Genomic DNA, 19,535 nt, shown 5'->3' with positions numbered 1-19,535 from the left:
AAGGAGTGTTGAGGTTTGACAAATACAGCTCACCCAAAAGGATTTATACGCGGTTTCTTCGCTGCCATCGGCGGTACCATCACCTGGTTGCGCCGCGTCTTTACCAACCTATTGTTCCTGTTGCTGTTGTTGTTTATCGGGATCGCTATATTCAGCAAGGAAGACCAGCTGACCATTCCCCAGGGCTCCGCCCTGAGGGTCGCCCCCAGCGGTTTTCTGGTGGACGAGCTTAGCCGCCCCTCCGGTATGGACTTTTTCGGCGGCCCGTCGGGACCGACAGAAGTGCGCGTCAAGGACTTGGTGGATGCCATCGACAATGCGGCCAAGGACAACCGCATCTCCTCCCTGGTTCTGGAACTCGATTATCTGGTGGGGGCCAACCTGAGTAAGCTGGAAGAGGTGGGTGCAGCGCTGCAGCGCTTCAAAGCCGCCGGCAAGCCCGTCTATGCCATCGGCGACAATTACACCCAAGCCCAGTACTTCCTCGCCAGTCACGCGGACAAAATTTATCTGAACCCCATGGGATCGGTATTGCTGACCGGTTTTGGCATCTACCGCAACTACTACAAGAGCGCGCTGGACAAACTCGAGGTCAACTTCCACGTGTTCCGCGTGGGGGACTACAAAGATTTTATAGAGCCCTACACTCGCGATGATATGTCCCCCGCCTCGCGCGAAAACAATCAGCGCTGGCTGCACCAACTCTGGAGCGAGTACACAGAACAGGTGACCGGCCTGCGCAACCTGCCGCCGGAGGCAATCGACACCTTTATCGATACCCTGCCGCAACAGCTGAAGGAGCACGACGGCAGCTGGGCCGAAGCCGCCCTGGCCAACAAGCTGGTGGACCAGCTTGCCAGCCGCCGTGTGGCCATCGATGAACTGCGCGAGGAAATCGGCTCCGAGGACAAAACGGATGACTACAAATCCGTCGATGCCCTCGCATACCTGCGCCACCAAAAGCTCAAGCAGATTCCCCGACCCGGCGCGGGCACGGCCAAGATAGGCCTGATCTCCGCCAGCGGGACCATTATTGATGGAGAAGCTCCGGCGGGGCAGATCGGCAGCGAGACACTGGGCGAGCTGATCGCCAAGGCACGGGAAAAGAAAGTCAACGCCCTGGTCCTGCGCATCGACAGCGGCGGCGGCTCCGCCTTTGCGTCTGAGGCCATTCGCCAGGAATTGCTCGCCACCCGCGAAGCGAATATCCCGGTGGTGATCTCCATGGGCAGTGTCGCCGCTTCCGGCGGCTACTGGATAGCCACCGGTGCCGATCGCATCTGGGCTTCCCCCTCCACCATTACCGGCTCCATCGGTGTGTTCGGGGCCTTCCCCACTTTTGAGGAGTCCCTGGAAAAGCTCGGTATCTATAACGACGGTATCGGCACCTCGGACCTGGCAGGCGCCATGCGCATCGACAGGCCGCTGCCGGAAAGCGCCGCCAGCCTGCTGCAACAGGGGGTGGAAAACACCTATGCGCGCTTCCTGCGCATCGTCGCGGAAGCGCGTGGCAGCACCCCCAAGGAAGTGCACAAGATAGCCCAAGGGCAGGTTTGGACCGGCCGCGCCGCACAGCAGCTGGGACTGGTGGATGAGCTGGGCAATCTGAACGACGCCATCGCCGGTGCCGCTCAACTGGCCGATGTGGAAGATTATGAAGTAGTGGAAATTCAGCGCGAGCTGACACCGGGCGAAAGATTCCTGCGCGCCCTGGCAGACAATGTGGATGCCCGCATCGACGCCGGCATCAAAGACAATCTGCCACTCGGGGCCTGGTTCAACGCCCTGCAACCCAGCCTGGCACCTGTGGCCGAACTGCAGACCTACCGCGACCCCCGCGCCCTCTATGTGCGCTGCCTAGCCTGCCAGGCCCCCTGACGCTCCGCCCTGAGGGCTGCCACATTGCACCGGCGCCCTCTTCTCAACGCCGACGCGGGCGGCCGTAGAGCGCGCGCAGCTCGTCTTTCGCCGCTTCCAGATGGCGGCGCCGTTCCTCCGGCAATTTGCACCCGGCGCGATTGATGTAGTAGTTCAGCATCGACATCGCCGAGCGGAAAGGGTCTGTTTTACGGCGCCTGCTCCGCTCCGCCGAGCGCCGCAGGGAGCGCGCTATGGCCCGGGGATCTTCCAAGGTGAATACCCCCGGCTCCAGATCCAGTGCGTCGCTGGTCTCCGCTACCTTGTGGGACCAGTTGCCGGGTTTAATCTCCGCCACAATCAACCTTCCCAAACCACGCCGATACCCGACACTGTATGGTCCCTCGCGCGCGGGCCCAAGACCAAGGCCAAATTGGTGCAACGCATGTGCTCGCTCTGACTGCACTCACCAAAACAGTGCGATATTCATCCTGAATTTTTCCGGTTGAGGTCGCCGATCACGCCATTCGCCAGCCTTCAGGCGCCAAAACAGCCCAAAGTTTCCGGCTGGCACTATTTTTGGAACAAAAGGAATTGAAACGAAGCAATCCGCTCAGGTGATGACAAAAAATAACCTCTTCGAGGGTCCCTGGCTGATTACCAGCGATCTGGATGGCACGCTGCTGGATCACCACGACTATTCCCATGCCCCGGTTGACCGGCTGCTGCTGCAGCTGGAGCAGCGGCAGGTACCGGTCATTCTGAACAGCAGCAAAACCTTCGCGGAAATGCTGGAGCTCCGCCGCCAGCTGCACAACGAACACCCGTTTATCGTCGAAAACGGGTCAGCGATTTTCATCCCCGCCAATTATTTCCCCGCGCGACCCGAAACTGCGCGCAAGCGAAATAATTTCTGGCTGATCGAAACGGGATTGCCGCGAGAACAGCTACGGGCCTTTTTGCGCGCTGACGCCACGGAATACGGCGCCCCCTACTTGAGTTTTTCCGCCGCCACCTGCGAAGAGATCGTTGCAGCCACCGGCCTTACGGAGCAGCAGGCTCTGGCGGCGCAAAACCGCGACTACTCCGAGCCTCTGCTGTGGCTGGGGACGAGGGAAGAAAAGCGCTCCTTCACCACCCGCGCCGCTGCGGCCGGACTCTCCACGTTACAGGGCGGCCGCTTTCTGCATTTGCTCGGCCCCACGGACAAGGGTGCGGCGACCCTGGCGCTGCTCGACTGCTACCGCAAATACAGACACACCGACTACCGGCTGATCGCCGCCGGGGACAGCCCCAATGATCTGGATATGCTGAAGCTAGCGGATATCGCCGTCATTATCCGCGCCCCCCACCGCCCTCCACCGCAATTGGCGGCGAGCGACAAGCGGCGGGTAATAATCAGCGACGCCATCGGCCCAGCGGGCTGGCGGGAAGTCGTAGGCCAATTATTTTCATAAGGAATCTCTGATTAATTCGCGAGAAAACTATGGTTGGCTCCGGGGCGCTCAGGCAATGGGATGGACATTTCGAAAACGCATGAGTACTGCCCTGTAGCTACGACGGATACATCCTTGTATCCGTCGGTTTCGAAATATCCATCCCATTACTCGAGCTTCTCATCTGGCCCCAGAGAATTGTTACCGCCAGCGAATGAATTAATCAGAGCTTCCATAACCAATATTTCTATGAAATCAGCGCGAGAAAACGCGGAAATCCCGACAAGCTGACCAGGAGTCTCCCGTGACCGACTTTTTTCAAAATGGATCCATCACCACTCTGCACAATCTGTGCAACCGCCCCCTTGAGGACATGGAGCACGAACTGCTGGAATTTTCCCATCAAAGACCCATGTCTCTGCTGTTACCTTCACTCTACTCGGAGCTGGAGGGCGAGGCACTGCCCAAAATTCTCGATGAGTTGGCACAGGTGCCCTACCTCTCGGAAATTGTCATCGGCCTGGACCGGGCCGACGAATCGCAATATCGGGACGCACTGCGCCAGTTCCGCCGCCTGCCCCAGCAGGTGCGGGTACTCTGGAACGACGGCCCGCGCCTGCGCGAACTGGACGCAAAACTCCAGGAACGCGGTCTGGCCCCGATGGAACCCGGTAAAGGGCGCAATGTCTGGTACTGCCTCGGCTATATCCTCGCCTCAGGAAAGGGAGAAGCGGTGGCGCTGCACGACTGCGACATTCTCACCTACGATCGAAACCTTTTAGCCCGCCTCTTCTACCCGGTGGCCAACCCCAATTTCAGCTACGAATTCTGCAAGGGATATTACTCCCGGGTCGCCTCGGGAAAAATCAACGGCCGTGTCTGCCGCCTGCTGGTCACCCCGCTGATCCGCACCTTGCAAAAAATCTACGGCTACACAGACTACCTCAACTACATGGACAGCTTCCGCTACGCCCTGGCCGGAGAATTTTCCTTCCGCCGCGACGTTATCAACGACCTGCATATTCCCAGTGACTGGGGCCTGGAAATCGGCGTACTGTCGGAGATGTACCGCAATTTTTCCACTAATCATCTGTGTCAGGTGGATATCGCACACTGCTACGATCACAAGCACCAATCAGTTTCCTTTCATGACGACCAGGGCGGCCTGTCAAAAATGTCCATCGATATCGCCAAGTCTCTGTTCCGCAAACTGGCCACCCAAGGGATCGTTTTCTCTAACGAGATATTCCGCTCCATCAAGGCCACTTACTTCCGCATCGCTCTGGATTTCGTGGAGACATACCGCAACGACGCTATCATCAATGGTTTGAGTTTCGACATTCATAGAGAAGAGCAGACAGTGGAACTTTTTGCCCGAAACCTGATGAAAGCCGGTCAGGCGTTTCTCGACAATCCAATGGAAACCCCTTTTATTCCGAGCTGGAGCCGCATCAGCAGCGCTGCACCGGGTTTTCTTCAGGAGCTGCGAGCAGCGGTGGAAGCGGACCTAGAGGACTACGGCGAATAACTCATGACCCACATATCATCACAGGAACACCCACAGGAAATTATTTTCAAGAAACTGTGCGATCACTTATCAGTGATCTATCCGCACAGAGACGGAAAATCTCTGGCAAAGCGGTTGATGCACACTATGCGCCTGGACGAGGATTGCCAAAGCCCTCTGCCACACAAAAATTTGTGGGATGAAACCGATGTGATGGTGATTACCTACGGCAACACTATTCTCAGTGAAAAACAGCACCCACTAAAGGCACTGCACCACTTTCTCAAAACCCATTTCACCATGCTGATTAACAGCGTGCACATACTCCCCTTCTTTCCCTATTCCAGTGATGACGGCTTCGCGGTGATCAACTACAAGCGGGTAGATCCGGCACTGGGAGACTGGAATGACATACTGCGTATCAGTACTGATTTCCATTTGATGGCGGACTTGGTGATCAACCACTGCTCTTCATTACATCGTTGGTTCCGCAATTTTCAGGAGGGTAAATCACCAGGGCGGGATTATTTTATTACCGCATCGCCCGACGAAGACCTTTCCAATGTCGTACGTCCCAGGACCACGCCACTGCTACGGGCTGTCCCCAGGGGCGACGGCTGTGAATATGTCTGGTGTACCTTCAGCCACGATCAAATAGACCTAAATTTCCACAACCCACAGGTACTTCTGGAAATTGTGCATATAGTGCGCTTTTATCTGGATATGGGTGTGCGTATTTTTCGCCTGGATGCGGTTGCCTTTCTCTGGAAAAAAATCGGTACCAGTTGTATCAACTTAGAAGAAACCCACGAGATAATACGCCTGCTGCGCACCTTGATCGAGCACGCGGATCCGAACGCGGTAATTATTACCGAAACCAATATCCCCATGCGGGAAAACCTTTCCTACTTCGGCAACGCCAACGAGGCCCACTGTATTTACAACTTTCCCCTGCCCCCGCTGCTGGTCAACACGCTGGTCAGTGGCAACTGTCGGCACTTAAATAGCTGGCTTATGGGTATGCCGCCGACACGCAACGGCACCACCTACCTCAATTTCATCGCCTCGCACGACGGCATAGGTCTGCGCCCCGCGGAAGGGCTGCTCAGCGAAGAAGAACAGGAAGTGCTGATCCAGACAATGGAAAATTTCGGTGGGCAGGTCTCTTGGCGCGCCCTGGACGACGGCAGCCGGAAACCTTACGAGATCAACATTTCCCTCTTCGACGCCATGAAGGGTACGACAGCCGGCGAAGACCGCTGGCAGATGGAGCGCTTTATCTGTGCCCACGCGATAATGCTGGCGCTCGAGGGCATTCCCGCCTTCTACCTCCACAGTCTGGTGGGCACGACCAATGACTACGCGCGCATGGAGGCGCACGGCCACAACCGCGCCATCAACCGGCGCCAGTGGCAGGAATCGGAACTCAATGCAAAGCTCGCCGACCCCGATAGCCATCATCACAAGGTCTTCTACCGGTTGCGTCGCCTGATTCAACTGCGCCGCGAACAGCCCGCCTTCCATCCCAACGCCGCTCAATTTGCCCTACAGCTGGGCGAACAGATATTCGCCTTCTGGCGTCAGAGCATGAACCGTCGCCAGAATATCTTCTGTCTGAATAATATTTCCGATGAGCGGCAGACAGTGCCTCTTTCCAGTATCAATCTGGTCGGCGCGGACCGGTGGAAGGATCTGATCGGCGATCAGATATTCGAGGATATGCTGGGCACTATCGAACTGAAACCCTATCAGACACTATGGATCACCAACCGCTGGTAAGTGCCAAAGCCAAAACGGTTGGGCAACCCATCATAACTCCCGGTCAGAGAGTCTGACCCCGCGCAAGGCGCCGCTCCAGGCCACCAGCAGCAGCGCCAGCACACTGAGAATGCCGGCCCACAACAGGGTAGTCAGGGGCGCCGCGTATTCACTTAACAGACCGGAGGCCAGAGCGCCCAGGGCCGCGGAGCCGAACAGTGCCAGCTGGTAGATGGAAATAATGCGACTGCGGTACTCCGCAGGCGCGAAAACCTGCACTATGGCCCGCCCCAGTGCCGCCGAAGCGGCGGCAACCGCACCCCAACAGATACACATGAGTATCAACCCCAGGGGAGTCGGACCAAAACTGATAGCGACCAGCAGCACCGCACTGTAGAGCAGGCACATGAGGATACCGCGTCCCGGCTGCCCGCCCTGGCCCCGGCGCAACATGGTCACGGTAGCAGCGACAGTTCCAGCGACAAAGGCCAGTTGCAGCGTCGCGTAGTAACCGGCACCGCGGCCATAGTCCGCCGCCAGCAATGGAAGCACCACGAGAAAAACACCGATATGTACGAAGCCGTTAAAAGCCATCAGGGCAATCAACTCGCGCAGAGCCGGTCTGCGCCATGCCTGCGCCAGACCATCGATGATCAGCGCGTGCGGCTTTTTGCCCTCTCTCGCCGAGACAGTCTGGCGCTCGCGCAGAGACAGAAGCAAGCAGCCAGCCAGCGACAGAATTGCCACCTGTATCCCCAGGAGTATCTCCGGCCCCCAGTGGTCGAATCGGCTCGCCAACAGCATACCCGCAGCCTGACCTCCGTACTGCGCCAGCATCATCCAAGTTACCGTTTTCTGCACACGGCGTTCGGTGGTCTGCCCCCGCCTGTCGCGGGCACTGCGCTGCACCAAGTTATCCCGCGCCGGCTGCAGAAACGCGGTGCACACGCCCAAGGCTGCACCGTAGGCCAGCAACTGTGGCAATTCCGGTGTGTGGCGGTACAAGTACAAGGCAAGCGCGGCGTGGCAGAAGGCTAGTCCCAAGCAGGCCAGGGCCGCCACTACCGCGGCATCGCGCCTGTCCGCCAGAGCGCCACCGAACAGCAGGAACACCAAGTTCGGCAACAGTACCGAAGCCTGTACCCAGCCCAAATGTAGCGCTGGCAGCCCCACCACCGTTACCGCAAGCCACGGCACCAATATCACTTGCAGGCCCGTGGCGAGCGAGGTGCCGCCGTAGCCGAGTAAGAACTTTTGCAGTCTCGCGGACATGTTGTTTGTTAACTCAAATTCATAGGACCGGCAGCGGGAAATAGCCCCCCGGTTGCCGGCAAGTGGACGACTTAAGGAACCTCTGATTAATTCGCGTGAACACTGTGGTAGGTTCCGGGGCGCTCAGGCAATAGGCTGGCCATTTCGAAAACGCACGAGTACTTCCCTGTAGCTCCGACGGATACATCCTTGTATCCGACGGTTTCGAAATAGCCAGCCTATCACCTGAGCTTCTCATCTGGCTCCAAAGAGTTTTTACGTCATGAAGCGAATTAATCAGAGGTTCCTTAAACCTTTCTCGTCCGATAGCGGGTAAGTGGACGTCTCAGCAGGCGGCGCAGCTGCTGTTCCGCCGCGGGATCCTCGCAGTAGGCTGCCTTTTCAAAAGCGCGGGTAATCCGCTCCGTTACCTCTGCGAGTTGTGGCTTTTCCTCCCGCACCCGGCGAGCGAAATCCCGCGGCGCCTCTCCGGGGCGCCGCACCATACCCGCGCGGGCCATGCGCTGACAGAACTTTTGGTAAAGGCGGATCGCCACGGGCGGCCTTGTGCGGCGGCTGATAAACCAGAGCCACAACAGAGCTCCCGCCAGTCCCGCGGCAATGGCCGCGCCGACAAACAGTGCCAGGCGCGCGAGCGATACTTCACCGAGCAACCGCCGCAACAGATTCTGTTGTCGGTCGCTATCGAAACTGATCACCGCCCGATACCAGCGGTAGTTAATCATGTCCCATTGCAGGCGCAGCTGATTGAATACCGAAATACGATGTAGCGGCAGCAGCGCGTCCTGCATAAACTCCTCTTCGGCGGCACTCTGCAGACCATCGCGAATACGCTCCGGCGATACCGCTGCGGTGGGGTCCACTCTCTGCCAGCCGCGTCCGGGAACCCAGATTTCCGCCCAGGCGTGGGCGTCGTATTCCCGCACGAGCAGATAGGCCTCTTGCTCCACCCATTCACCGCCCTGATAACCGGCCACTACCCGCGCAGGCACGCCGGCGGCGCGCATGGCAAAGACATAGCTGCCGGCGAAGTGTTCGCAGAATCCCTGCTGGCTGTCGAACAGAAACTCATCCACAGAATCCGCACCCAGTGCCGGTGGGTTCAGGGTGTAGACGAAACTGCGGTTGTAGAAGTTCAAAAGGCGCCGGGATATTTCCTCCGCCCCCAGACCCGCAGCGCGCTGCTCGGCCGCCCAGGCACGGGTACGCGCATTGCCTGTGGCGGGCAACTGCAGATTGCGGCGGCGCTCGGCATTCCCCAGCACTGGCGCGTCTGTCAAAGTCTCCCGCGGCCAGGTACGCACTTCATAGGCAAAGCGGCTGTGCACCGGCGTCTTTTTGACCAGGCGATCGTCCGCCGTCTCCCCCACACCGCGGGTATCGGAAAGCGGCCGCGCCATGGCGAAGAGCCAGGGGGCATTGCTCGCCTCTTGAATGACCTGATAGCGGTAGCGGGGCCCCACTTCCGGCAGTCTCTGCTGCCGCGAGTTCCACTCCACCTCAGCGCCTTGACGCGGGTCCACGCTAAAGCCCTGGCTCCAGCGGCGCCCGTCGAAGTGAGAGTAAACCAGACCGCGCCAGTAGCGCTGTTCCGGCGGCGGTACCGGACCATCAAAAGAGATGCGCAGCACCGGACTGTCAGATTTGGATAGGCGGGTAAAGTCTCCGGGCGCCATGGAGTCACTGACGCCCGTGCGCGCGCCGGAGGCGTCCTGCGGCACCGCCCAGAGAGGGCCGAGACGCGGCATCACAATAAACAGGAGCAACATCAATGGCGCCGCCTGCACCAGGAGTTTCGCCGACAGGCCCAGGGCCCTGCGCGGGCGCGCACTGAAACTTCCCGATTGTGCTGCCAGCGCTGCGGTAATGACGAGTGCGCAAAGCACGCCGTAGAAGGCGTAGGGTATCGTCTGTTCGTAGACGAACAGGGTAGCGGCGACGAAATAGGCCAACAGCAGGCTCAGAAAGGCGTCGCGGCGGCTCACCAACTCCAGATTTTTCAAAGTGAAAGACACAGCCAATAGCGCCACCATCGGCTCCAGCGCAAACCAGCGCCGGTAGGACAGCGCCAATCCCGCGACCGCCAGGGTAATCGCCAGCAGCTTGACCAGGCGCCCGGGCAAGTCGCGCCGGCCGCGATAGACTTCCAGCCGCCAGTAGATGGCAAAAGCCCAGGCACAGACGATCCACAGCGGCAGGCGCGCAAAGTGCGGCAACAACGCCACGAACTGAGCGGCAAAAATCCACAGCAGACTCTCGCGGGGCAACAGTTCCTTAGATCGAGCCATGACCTCCCCCGCTTACCGGAGAATGTACCGGGAAGTCCGCCAACGCGGTCAGCACCTCCCGCAGGTGTTCAGCGCCCAGGGAAGGGGCCAGGGTAGCGCCCGGTATGCGCAAACCGTAGGCGATACCCGAGCGCTCCGCCTGCAGCGCCCAGTGACACAAAACGCTCAGGCGGGTCTCTGTATCGCGCGCGACCGGCAGACTCCAGTCCAGCCAGAGGCGCGCATCGGATCGGCTCTCGTATTCCTTGCTATTGAGGTCGCGGCCGGCAGCGTATTGTTTCCAGGCCAAATGGCGCAGGGAATCCCCCGGCTGATAGGGCTTGAGCCCCGCGAAATCATCCCCGCCGCGGATGCGCTCGCCCGAATCCCCCTCGCCCGGCGCAAGGCCCACAGGCAGGGGACCGGCGGCAATGGGCCTGGGGTACACAAGAAATTCGATATCCAGGTCCACCCAGCTCCAACAGCGGAAAAGTCCCAGCGGAAAGCGGCTTTCCACCCGCAAGCGCGGCGCCCGTACCCGGCCGCGCCTGACTACCGGCAAAGAAACCCGGATCTCTGCACTGTCGCACTCGACCAACTCCAGGTGAACCCCCTCTTCCGGCGGCCAACCCACATGGATCCACTCCCGCGCGCGGCTACCGCCCCCGCTTACTGCGATCTTCGCCTCGGCGTAGTCGCCGGCAAAAGCGGGCGGCACTTCCAGCAAGCGCAGTTGCAGGCCGGACAGGTTGGCGAAGGTATGCACCGGCAGCACGGCAATCAGCCCGGCCAGCAGGAACGTCAGGGCCAACACCAGGTTGTTTTCGTAGTTGGTGCCCAGCAACCACAGAAGCGCGATCACCAAAAGGAAGCCCATACCTGCGCGGCTGGGCAGAATAAAGACATTGCGGTGATTCAGGGTAACGCTGCGGGACGGTGGTGAACGGCGGCTCAACCACCGCTGCACCAGCTGCCGCCCGCGCTCCCGGAGCTTTACGGCGGTTTGTGCGGTCAGGTCCATCAACTCAGGCCGCGATAATATCTACCTGGCGCATCAGGCGCTCCACCAAGCGGGTACCGTCGCCGCCCTCACTCTGCAGCCGATGGCCCGCCACCGAGGGCAGCACCGCCTGGATATCCTCTGGCAACAGGTGCCCGCGGCCATGGATCAGCGCCCAGGCGCGCGCGGCGTGCAACAGTGCCAGAGCGCCGCGCGGGGAGAGTCCTACGCTGCATTCGGGACTCTGGCGAGTGTGCTGCACCAGGCGCTCGAGGTAGTCGAGCAGGCTCTCAGAGGCCTTTACCTGCGCCACCATCGCCTGCATTTTACGCAGCGCGGCAATGTCAATGCGCGGCTTCAACTGCCGCAACTGGGCGCGGGGGTCCACCCCCTGGAAAAGAGCTCTTTCCGCCTCCCGGGTCGGATAGCCGAGGCTGATGCGCATCAGAAAACGATCCAATTGGGATTCAGGTAGCGCGAAGGTACCCGACTGGTGCAGCGGGTTCTGAGTTGCAATAACGAAAAAAGGTTCCGGCAGTGGCCGTGTTTCACCGTCCACACTTACCTGGCGCTCTTCCATCGCCTCCAGGAGGGCGCTCTGGGTTTTGGGGGAAGAGCGGTTAATTTCATCCGCCAACAGCAACTGGCAGAAGACAGGGCCCTCGTGAAAGCGGAACTGACCGGAATCGCGCTCGAAAATAGATACGCCGAGGATGTCCGCCGGCAACATGTCACTGGTGAACTGCACGCGGTTATAGGAAAGTCCGAGCACACGCGCCAAAGCATGAGCCAGCGTGGTTTTTCCCATACCTGGCAAATCCTCGATCAGCAGGTGACCGCGGGACAATAGACAGGCCAGGGCCAGTTTCACTTGGTGCTCCTTGCCCAACAAAATCTTGCCGATATCGGCGACTATGGCGGATATGATCTTTTGCACGGCAAATCCTTTACTACGTGTTTTTTGTATATCGGAGCGGCGCTACCGCTTCTTTCTCCGAGTCCGCGACAGCCCTGATGCCAGGAGCGCCGGTAATCAATCATTGGCCTTGTGCCCCGTCACAAGGGGCGCCATCTACAGCTGTGAAAGCCCCCGCAACAGGTCCCGCTGCAGATCCTCCACATCCTCAAGCCCCACCGAGACACGGATCAAACTCTCGCTAATACCGGCGCGCGCCCGTTCCTCCTCGCTGAGACGGCCGTGAGTCGTGGTGGCCGGGTGCACTATGGTGGTCTTGGCATCCCCCAGGTTGGCGGTGCAGGAAAGGATTTTACAATTGTCGATCACTTTCCAGGCGGCCTCGCGGCCACCGCGCACGCTGAAGCTGAGCATACCGCCGAAAGCAGACTGCTGCTCGGCCGCCAGCAGATGACCTGGGTGCTTGGGCAGGCCGGTGTAATTGACTTTCTCCACCGCTTCCTGCTCGTCTAGCCACCAGGCCAGGGCTAGAGCGTTGCGGGAGTGGGTCTGCATGCGCAGGCTCAAAGTTTCCAACCCCTTCAAAAATACCCAAGCGTTAAAGGGGCTCATACTCGGACCGGCTGTACGCAGGAATGCGCGTAGTTCACCCATCAACTCCCGCCGCCCCACGGCCACGCCTCCGACACAGCGGCCCTGCCCATCCAGATATTTGGTGGCCGAATGCACAACGATGTCGGCGCCGAGGCTCAGTGGCCGCTGCAGCGCCGGAGTACAGAAGCAGTTGTCCACTGCCAGCAGCGCGCCGGCGCTGTGGGCCAGGTCGGCCAACTGGCGGATATCCGCCACCTCGCACAGAGGGTTGGACGGCGTCTCCATAAACAGTAGCTTGGTATCGCCGTCCAGGGCATCCCGCCACTGTTGCATATCTGTCAGGTCGACGAAGGTAACGCGCACGCCGAATTTTTTCATATAACGCGCAAAGAGCGCGGTTGTGGTTCCAAACACACTGCGCGAACAAATGACGCTATCCCCGCTTTTCAGCAGCGCCATGCAAAGGCTCAAAATTGCTGCCATGCCACTGGCGGTGGCCACTGCCGCTTCGCCGCCCTCCAGGGCCGCCATGCGGTCTTCGAACATACGCACGGTGGGATTGGTATAGCGCGAATACACATTGCCGGAACTCTCGCCGGAAAAACGCGCCGCAGCCTCTGCGGCGGAGGGAAACACATAGCTAGAGGTGAGGAACATCGCTTCCGAATGCTCGCCCTCTCCGGAGCGCACTTGGCCGGCGCGCACCGCCAGTGTATCGAAAGCGTAACCGTCGTCTTCGAACATAAACTGTCCCGGGATGATTCGAGTGGGGGATGGGAAATAATGAAGGATGGCGAAGAATTAATAAAGCGCGGAAGCGCGCTTCCCAAGTCAGAGGCCTGTATGCGGGCTGCGGCCTAAGGCCCCTCCGCCCCGGAAAGGAAGAGAGGCCCGCACCCAGTGACTTTCGGACAGGTGTCTACAGAAAACTCTGGCCACTTTTGTTTTGTTTCGCCGCATCATTGCGTGCTGCATGCAGTTCCTGCAGATATTTTTCATCCACATCGCCGGTGATGTAGTTGCCGTCGAACACGGAACACTCGAACTGCTTGATATTCTCATTGCCCTCGGCAGAGCTGGCAATCAAGTCTTGCAGGTCCTGGTAGATCAACCAGTCCGCGCCGATCTCCCTGCACACCTCCTCGGTGGTGCGGCCATGGGCAACCAGCTCTTCCGCAGAGGGCATATCGATACCGTAGACATTCGGGAATTTGACCGCCGGTGCCGCACTGGCGAAATAAACCTTGGCCGCTCCCGCCTCCCGGGCCATCTGAATAATCTGTTTACATGTGGTTCCGCGCACGATGGAGTCGTCCACGAGCAAGACGTTTTTACCGCGGAACTCCAGCTCGATGGCGTTCAATTTCTGCCGCACCGATTTCTTGCGCTGCTTTTGGCCCGGCATGATAAATGTGCGACCTATGTAGCGGTTTTTCACCATGCCCTCGCGGAACTTCACTCCCAGGCGATAGGCCACCGTCTGCCCGGCAGTGCGGGCCGAGTCCGGTATCGGAATCACGACATCGATATCGTGGTCCGGGCGCTCGCGCAGAATTTTTTCAGCCAAGTGCTCGCCCTGGCGCAGACGCGCCTTGTGCACCGAAACGCCGTCAATAATGGAATCCGGCCGCGCGAAGTACACATGTTCAAAAATACAGGGATTAAGAGAGGGATTTTCCGCACACTGCTCCGCGTGCACAGTGCCGTCCAGCTCGATGTAGATAGCCTCTCCCGGCGCCACGTCGCGCACCAGCGTGTAGCCGAGCACATCCAGGGCCACGGATTCCGATGCCACCATGTATTCGGTCCCCTGGTCGGTTTCCCGCTTGCCGTATACCAACGGGCGAATTCCGTGGGGATCGCGGAAAGCCACTATGCCGTAGCCCACAATCAAGGCCACACAGGCGTAGCCGCCCCGCACCCGCTTATGCACGGCGCGCATGGCCGTAAAAATATCCTCGGCTTTCGGCTGCAGCTTGTGCTGCTTGTGCAGCTCGTGGGCAAAAACATTGAGCAGCACTTCGGAATCGGAGTCGGTGTTGATATGGCGCAAATCCTGCTGAAAGATTTCCTCGACCACATCGCGCACATTGGTGAGGTTGCCATTGTGGGCCATGGCGATGCCGTAAGGGGAGTTGACGTAGAAGGGCTGGGCCAGGGCCGGGCCGGAACTCCCGGCAGTGGGGTAACGCACATGACCGATACCGAAATTACCTTTCAGACGCTCCATATGGCGCGCGCGAAACACATCGCGCACCAAGCCATTGGCCTTCTGCTGATTGAGGCGGTTCCGATCACAGGTGACGATGCCGGCGGCGTCCTGTCCACGGTGCTGCAACAGGGTGAGCGCGTCGTACAACTGCAAATTGACGTCACTCTTACCGACGATACCGACAATACCACACATAGCCTTGGCCCCACTGGTAAATTAGAAGCGGCGCTACCGCTCCGATTAAAACAATTGAACGAAAAAATCCTTGATGGCCGCGCCCAACTGCCGCGCACTGTCCTCGAACGCCAAAAAATGGGGGATCAGTACCGACTCCCGCCACCAACCATCCTCTTCCACCGGTACCAGCGCCGGAGCCAGTATCAACAACGCCATCACGATAATCGCACCGCGCAGCAGACCGAACACCATCCCCAACACCCGGTCCGTGCCCGAGAGGCCGGTGGCCTCAACAAACGCGGACAGCGTCATATTCAGGCCGGCACCGGCCAGCAATGTAAAGATAAAAAGGATGGCGAAGGCCGCGATGGCCTGTAGAGAAGGGGTGTCCACAAGATTGGAAAGCAGCGGAGCCAGTTGATCGCGGAACATCATCGCAATCACAAAGGCGGCAATCCAGGTGAGCAGGGAGAGAGTTTCACGCACAAAACCGCGACTGAGACCGATCAGCGTGGATATGGCCACGATCGCAAGAATGGTCCAGTCAGCCCAGTTCATTCAACCCTACCTGCATGGCGGCGGCTGCCGCGAAGAGCGCGCATTCTAACTGAAGCGCCCCAGCGCGTGAAGCCGTTCGCAAATCCCCGGAAGCAGGGTTTGAGTGGTTCGATCCAGGCCTGTGCGCAAATTCACGCTTTAAAGCGCAATACCAGTGTCTGCGCCTTCAACAGTTGATCCAACTCCCGTTTGGCCGCCTGCGCTTCCGCTTTGTTTACCTTGGGGCCGACAAAGACGCGCACAAAGCGCCCCTTGTCTGTGGTGACTTCTCGCGTAAAGGCCTTGAACCCTTCATCCATCAAACGACCACGCAACTGTTCAGCCCTCGATGCCTCGCGATAGGAGGCCACCTGCACCACCCAGGCAACTGGCAACCCCCGCTGATCGACAAGCGGGGAATTCTGTTTTTGATTCTGCGTCTGCTCCGGGTCTTTGGACTCCCGCTCGCCGGTTTCCGCATCCGGTTTGCGCACTGGCGGTTGAGGCTTGGGATCTTCTTTTTCCACCTCGGGCTGAAACGCCTGCTCCGGGTCGGGTGCCGGCGCCACATCGGCAACGGGTTCCGGCGCCGCTATCTCTATCGGCTGGATATCCGGTGTCGGCGGTATCTGGCTGGTGACATCGATATAGCGGGCGCCCTCGCGATCGAACAAGGTGGGGAGAAAGATGACCGCCAGCGCGGCCAGCACCAGTGCACCGACGATACGCTGCTTGAAGCCATCGTTCAGCCGCCCACCGCGCGGGCCGGCTTGTGGGCAGTCAGGGTCTCGATTCGCCATCGCCCTCTTCCCGTATCCGCTGTAAAACTTCCGCAACAGTAAAGAAGGATCCGAATACAAGCAACCTGTCCCGCGGCCCGGTAGTCACCAGTAGCCGCTCCAGGCTATCGCCCACGCTCAAACAGCTGGCCTCCACCTGCGCCCTGGGCACTTCGGCGCACACCAGAGCATTGAGCAGCGCAGAGCTGTCCGCCGCGCGCGCATTGCCCGGCAGCAACGCCGGATGCCAGCGGTCCACCAGGTCCCGCAGCGGCGCGAAAAGCCCCGACAGATCCTTGTCCGCCATAGCGGCCACCAACGCGTGAGTTTCTCCCGCTGCGGGACTCTTTTGGAGTCGCCGCGCCAGATACGCCGCGGCAGCCGGATTGTGGCCCACATCGAGCCAGAAGGATCGGTCGCGCCAGCGGAGCTGCTGGCAGCGCCCAGGCAGTTGAATCTCCCCCAGCGCGGCCGCAATGTTTTGCTCCGGCAAGGCCCCCAGTACCGAAAGAGCGGTTATGGCAGCTGCGACACTCGTCGGCGGCAGGCTGAGCGGGGGAACCGTCACACTCAACTCCCCAAACCGGTAGCGGCTGTCTTCGATAGAGAAATCCCGGCCGATAAAGTAGCTCGGCGCTACCAGTCCCGCAGCCGCAGACACCACCGACAGCGGTGGCTCGGGATCGGCGCAGATCACGGGACTACCGGGGCGCAGTATCCCGGCTTTTTCGCGGCCAATGTTCTCCCGATCACTGCCGAGCCAATCCTGGTGATCAATGGCCACACTGGTAATGATGGCCAAGTCCGCATCCACTAGATTTACCGCGTCCAGGCGTCCGCCCAGCCCCACTTCCAGCAGGGCATACTCGACATCCGCTTCACGGAAAAGCCACAGGGCCGCCAGTGTCGTGAACTCAAAATAGGTCAGGCTGATATCGCCTCGCGCCGCCTCCACCGCCTCGAAAGCGCGCACCAGCTCTGAGTCGCTCGCCTCGGCACCGCCGATGCGCACCCGCTCGTTAAAGCGCAGCAGGTGCGGCGAAGTATACGCACCCACCCTGCGGCCACTGGCACGCAACAGCGCTTCCATCACCGCGACACAGGAACCCTTGCCGTTGGTACCGGCCACAGTGACAATAACCGGTGCCGGCTTTTCCACATCAAGCTTGCGCGCCACCTCTGCCACGCGAGCCAGTCCCAATTCGATTTCCGTGGGGTGAAGCCGCTCCAGGCGCGAGAGCCAGCTTTGCAGATTGGTCATATTGCCATGCGCAAATGAAGGAGCGGCCCGCGGGCGCAATCAGACTTTCGCTTGCACCGAACATCGGTGGCGCCCGCCAGCCGCTTCTGTGATTGGAGAATTTAAATCCCGAGCGCGGAATCCGAAGCCTTGCTTTCCGCTTCAGTCAGCTTGCCCAGCAAGCGCGCGATCGTCGCCCGCATTTCTTTGCGGTGGATAATCATATCGATGGCGCCGTGCTCCAGCAAAAATTCACTGCGCTGAAAACCCTTGGGCAGCTTTTGGCGAATCGTCTGCTCGATAATGTTGGGCCCAGCAAATCCTGCCCGGGCACCGGGCTCGGCGGCATTGATATCACCGAGCAGCGCCAGGGACGCGGACACCCCCCCGTACACCGGATCGGTCATCACTGAAATATAGGGCACACCGGCCATTTTCATTTTTTCAAGCACCGCGGAGGTCTTGGCCATCTGCATCAGGGAGATCAACGCCTCCTGCATGCGGGCGCCACCGGTAGCGGAAAAACACACCAGGGGAATCCGCTCCTCAAGGGCCAGCCGGGCGGCGCGGGTAAAACGCTCGCCGACCACATAGCCCATGGAACCGCCGTGGAACGCGAATTCAAAGGCAACCGCCACCAGCGGTTTGCCCTCCAGCGTGCCGCGCATGGCGATCAGCGCGTCCTTTTCTCCGGTCGCTTTCTGAGCCTGCGTCAACCGATCCTTGTATTTTTTTACATCCTTGAATTTCAGGCGGTCCACTGGAACCACATCGGTGGCCAGTTCCTCGCGCCCGTCTTCATCGAGAAAAATATCCAGGCGGCGACGGGCACCGATACGCATATGGTGATCGCACTTGGGGCACACATCCAGATTGCGTTCCAGTTCCGGGCGATACAGCATGGCGTCGCACTTGACGCACTTTTTCCACACGCCTTCGGGCACCTTGCTCGCGCCCGCGCGGCGCTCGGTGCGGATCACCGAAGGGACAATTTTTTCTAACCAGCTCATCTCGTTTCCAAATTCCGATGCTTGTTATCCGACGGCATTGTACCGGCCAGGGGTTTTGAGACTGAGAATTAAAACATTAAGCGGTGCGGCGAACCGGGCCAGATCAGCCGCAGGCTTTGGCTTTCTGGCCAGCGTCAAGCATCCAGCGCCGTGCGAATTTCGCTTACCAGCTCCGCAACCTTTTCTCTGGCCGCCCCGGTATCCCGCGCCTCACCGATTGCCGATACCAGCAGGCTGCCAACCACAGCACCATCGCCGTGCTCACTTACCGCCCGGGCTGAAGCACCGTCTTTGATACCGAAGCCGACGCACAGGGGCAAATCCGAAAATCCGCGAATATGCGTCAGCTTGTCGCGCACTGATTCCGGGTCCAGGTGACCGGCACCGGTGACGCCCTTCAGAGACACATAGTAGATGAACCCGCTGGCTAAACCCGCGATTTCCTCGATGCGCCGATCACTGGTGGTGGGAGTCATCAGAAAAATATTGCGCAAATTGCGCTCCGCCAACAGCCGGTTCAGGGGACCGGCCTCCTCCGCCGGCAGGTCCACGGTCAGGGTGCCATCGACACCGGCTTCGCGGGCGGCGTCGGCAAATCGCTCGGCCCCCATCTTTTCGATCGGGTTCGCATAGCCCATTAGAATCACCGGTGTATCCGTATCCCGCTGGCGGAACTCCTTCACCAGGTCCAGGCAAGCACGCAGAGACGCCCCCTGAGCGAGGGCGCGTTCGTGTCCCCGCTGGATGACTGGCCCCTCGGCCATGGGGTCGGAAAACGGCACCCCGAGTTCAATCAAGTCGCAGCCGCTTTCCACCAGCTGGTGCATCAGCGGAACTGTATTTTGCAGGCCGCCGTCCCCGGCGACAATGTAAGTTACCAGTGCCTTGCGGCCCTCCGCGCGCAGCTCGGCGAAACGGCGGTCAATTCGATTTTCTTGTGTCACACCTCAATCCCTAATTCGAGTGCGGCCAG

At 59.7% G+C, this 19,535-nt stretch carries 16 protein-coding genes; 4 read left to right on the top strand and 12 right to left on the bottom strand.

Features of this window, described 5'->3' with window-relative positions; all coding sequences use genetic code 11:
* The first annotated feature begins 15 nt into the window (after positions 1-15).
* Positions 16-1,878, top strand: a complete 1,863-nt coding sequence (gene sppA, locus A3224_RS05780; protein WP_067152464.1) for a signal peptide peptidase SppA — start codon at positions 16-18, stop codon at positions 1,876-1,878.
* Between the two features lie 43 nt (positions 1,879-1,921).
* Here sppA and A3224_RS05775 read toward each other — a convergent pair whose 3' ends face one another.
* Positions 1,922-2,215 (bottom strand): DUF3175 domain-containing protein, encoded by a 294-nt coding sequence (locus A3224_RS05775; protein ID WP_231902473.1) that lies wholly within the window; start codon positions 2,213-2,215, stop codon positions 1,922-1,924.
* Between the two features lie 262 nt (positions 2,216-2,477).
* Between A3224_RS05775 and A3224_RS05770 the strand changes: the two genes are divergently transcribed.
* From A3224_RS05770 to A3224_RS05760, 3 genes are all read left to right on the top strand, one after another.
* Positions 2,478-3,314, top strand: coding sequence for an HAD-IIB family hydrolase (locus A3224_RS05770; protein ID WP_067152460.1), 837 nt, complete (start codon positions 2,478-2,480; stop codon positions 3,312-3,314).
* Between the two features lie 283 nt (positions 3,315-3,597).
* A complete protein-coding gene (locus tag A3224_RS05765; protein ID WP_067152458.1) occupies positions 3,598-4,821 on the top strand; it encodes a glycosyltransferase family protein in 1,224 nt (407 codons plus the stop codon).
* A 3-nt stretch (positions 4,822-4,824) separates the two neighbouring features.
* Positions 4,825-6,579, top strand: coding sequence for a sugar phosphorylase (locus A3224_RS05760; RefSeq protein WP_067152456.1), 1,755 nt, complete (start codon positions 4,825-4,827; stop codon positions 6,577-6,579).
* 30 nt (positions 6,580-6,609) lie between these two features.
* On the opposite strand, the gene A3224_RS05755 is transcribed toward A3224_RS05760, so the two are convergent.
* The 11 genes from A3224_RS05755 to trpA form a co-directional block, all read right to left on the bottom strand.
* Positions 6,610-7,830, bottom strand: coding sequence for an MFS transporter (locus A3224_RS05755; protein WP_067152454.1), 1,221 nt, complete (start codon positions 7,828-7,830; stop codon positions 6,610-6,612).
* Between the two features lie 287 nt (positions 7,831-8,117).
* Positions 8,118-10,118: a transglutaminase TgpA family protein gene (locus tag A3224_RS05750; RefSeq protein WP_067152452.1), complete on the bottom strand. Its 2,001-nt coding sequence runs from the start codon at positions 10,116-10,118 to the stop codon at positions 8,118-8,120.
* Positions 10,105-11,118 carry a DUF58 domain-containing protein gene (locus tag A3224_RS05745; RefSeq protein WP_067152450.1) on the bottom strand — a complete coding sequence of 338 codons (1,014 nt, stop codon included), beginning with the start codon at positions 11,116-11,118 and terminating at the stop codon, positions 10,105-10,107. The genes A3224_RS05750 and A3224_RS05745 overlap by 14 nt, the downstream gene beginning before the upstream one ends.
* Positions 11,119-11,122: 4 nt before the next feature.
* Positions 11,123-12,034 carry an AAA family ATPase gene (locus tag A3224_RS05740; protein WP_067152447.1) on the bottom strand — a complete coding sequence of 304 codons (912 nt, stop codon included), beginning with the start codon at positions 12,032-12,034 and terminating at the stop codon, positions 11,123-11,125.
* 135 nt (positions 12,035-12,169) lie between these two features.
* Positions 12,170-13,351: an O-succinylhomoserine sulfhydrylase gene (locus A3224_RS05735; RefSeq protein ID WP_067152445.1), complete on the bottom strand. Its 1,182-nt coding sequence runs from the start codon at positions 13,349-13,351 to the stop codon at positions 12,170-12,172.
* A 175-nt stretch (positions 13,352-13,526) separates the two neighbouring features.
* A complete protein-coding gene (gene purF, locus A3224_RS05730) occupies positions 13,527-15,014 on the bottom strand; it encodes an amidophosphoribosyltransferase (protein WP_067152443.1) in 1,488 nt (495 codons plus the stop codon).
* A gap of 45 nt (positions 15,015-15,059) precedes the next feature.
* Positions 15,060-15,554, bottom strand: coding sequence for a CvpA family protein (locus tag A3224_RS05725; RefSeq protein WP_067152440.1), 495 nt, complete (start codon positions 15,552-15,554; stop codon positions 15,060-15,062).
* Between the two features lie 131 nt (positions 15,555-15,685).
* On the bottom strand, positions 15,686-16,333 hold the full coding sequence (locus tag A3224_RS05720) for an SPOR domain-containing protein (protein WP_067152437.1): 648 nt from the start codon (positions 16,331-16,333) through the stop codon (positions 15,686-15,688).
* Positions 16,314-17,573: a bifunctional tetrahydrofolate synthase/dihydrofolate synthase gene (gene folC, locus A3224_RS05715; RefSeq protein ID WP_067152436.1), complete on the bottom strand. Its 1,260-nt coding sequence runs from the start codon at positions 17,571-17,573 to the stop codon at positions 16,314-16,316. The genes A3224_RS05720 and folC overlap by 20 nt, the downstream gene beginning before the upstream one ends.
* 101 nt (positions 17,574-17,674) lie before the next feature.
* Positions 17,675-18,562: an acetyl-CoA carboxylase, carboxyltransferase subunit beta gene (gene accD, locus A3224_RS05710; RefSeq protein WP_067152434.1), complete on the bottom strand. Its 888-nt coding sequence runs from the start codon at positions 18,560-18,562 to the stop codon at positions 17,675-17,677.
* A gap of 134 nt (positions 18,563-18,696) precedes the next feature.
* A complete protein-coding gene (gene trpA, locus A3224_RS05705) occupies positions 18,697-19,506 on the bottom strand; it encodes a tryptophan synthase subunit alpha (protein ID WP_067152432.1) in 810 nt (269 codons plus the stop codon).
* Positions 19,507-19,535: the final 29 nt, after the last annotated feature.

It is taken from the genome of Microbulbifer thermotolerans, from assembly GCF_001617625.1.
Lineage (GTDB): Bacteria > Pseudomonadota > Gammaproteobacteria > Pseudomonadales > Cellvibrionaceae > Microbulbifer > Microbulbifer thermotolerans.
Note: the sequence above shows the minus strand (reverse complement) of the source record. Positions and strands in the feature narration are given on the sequence as shown.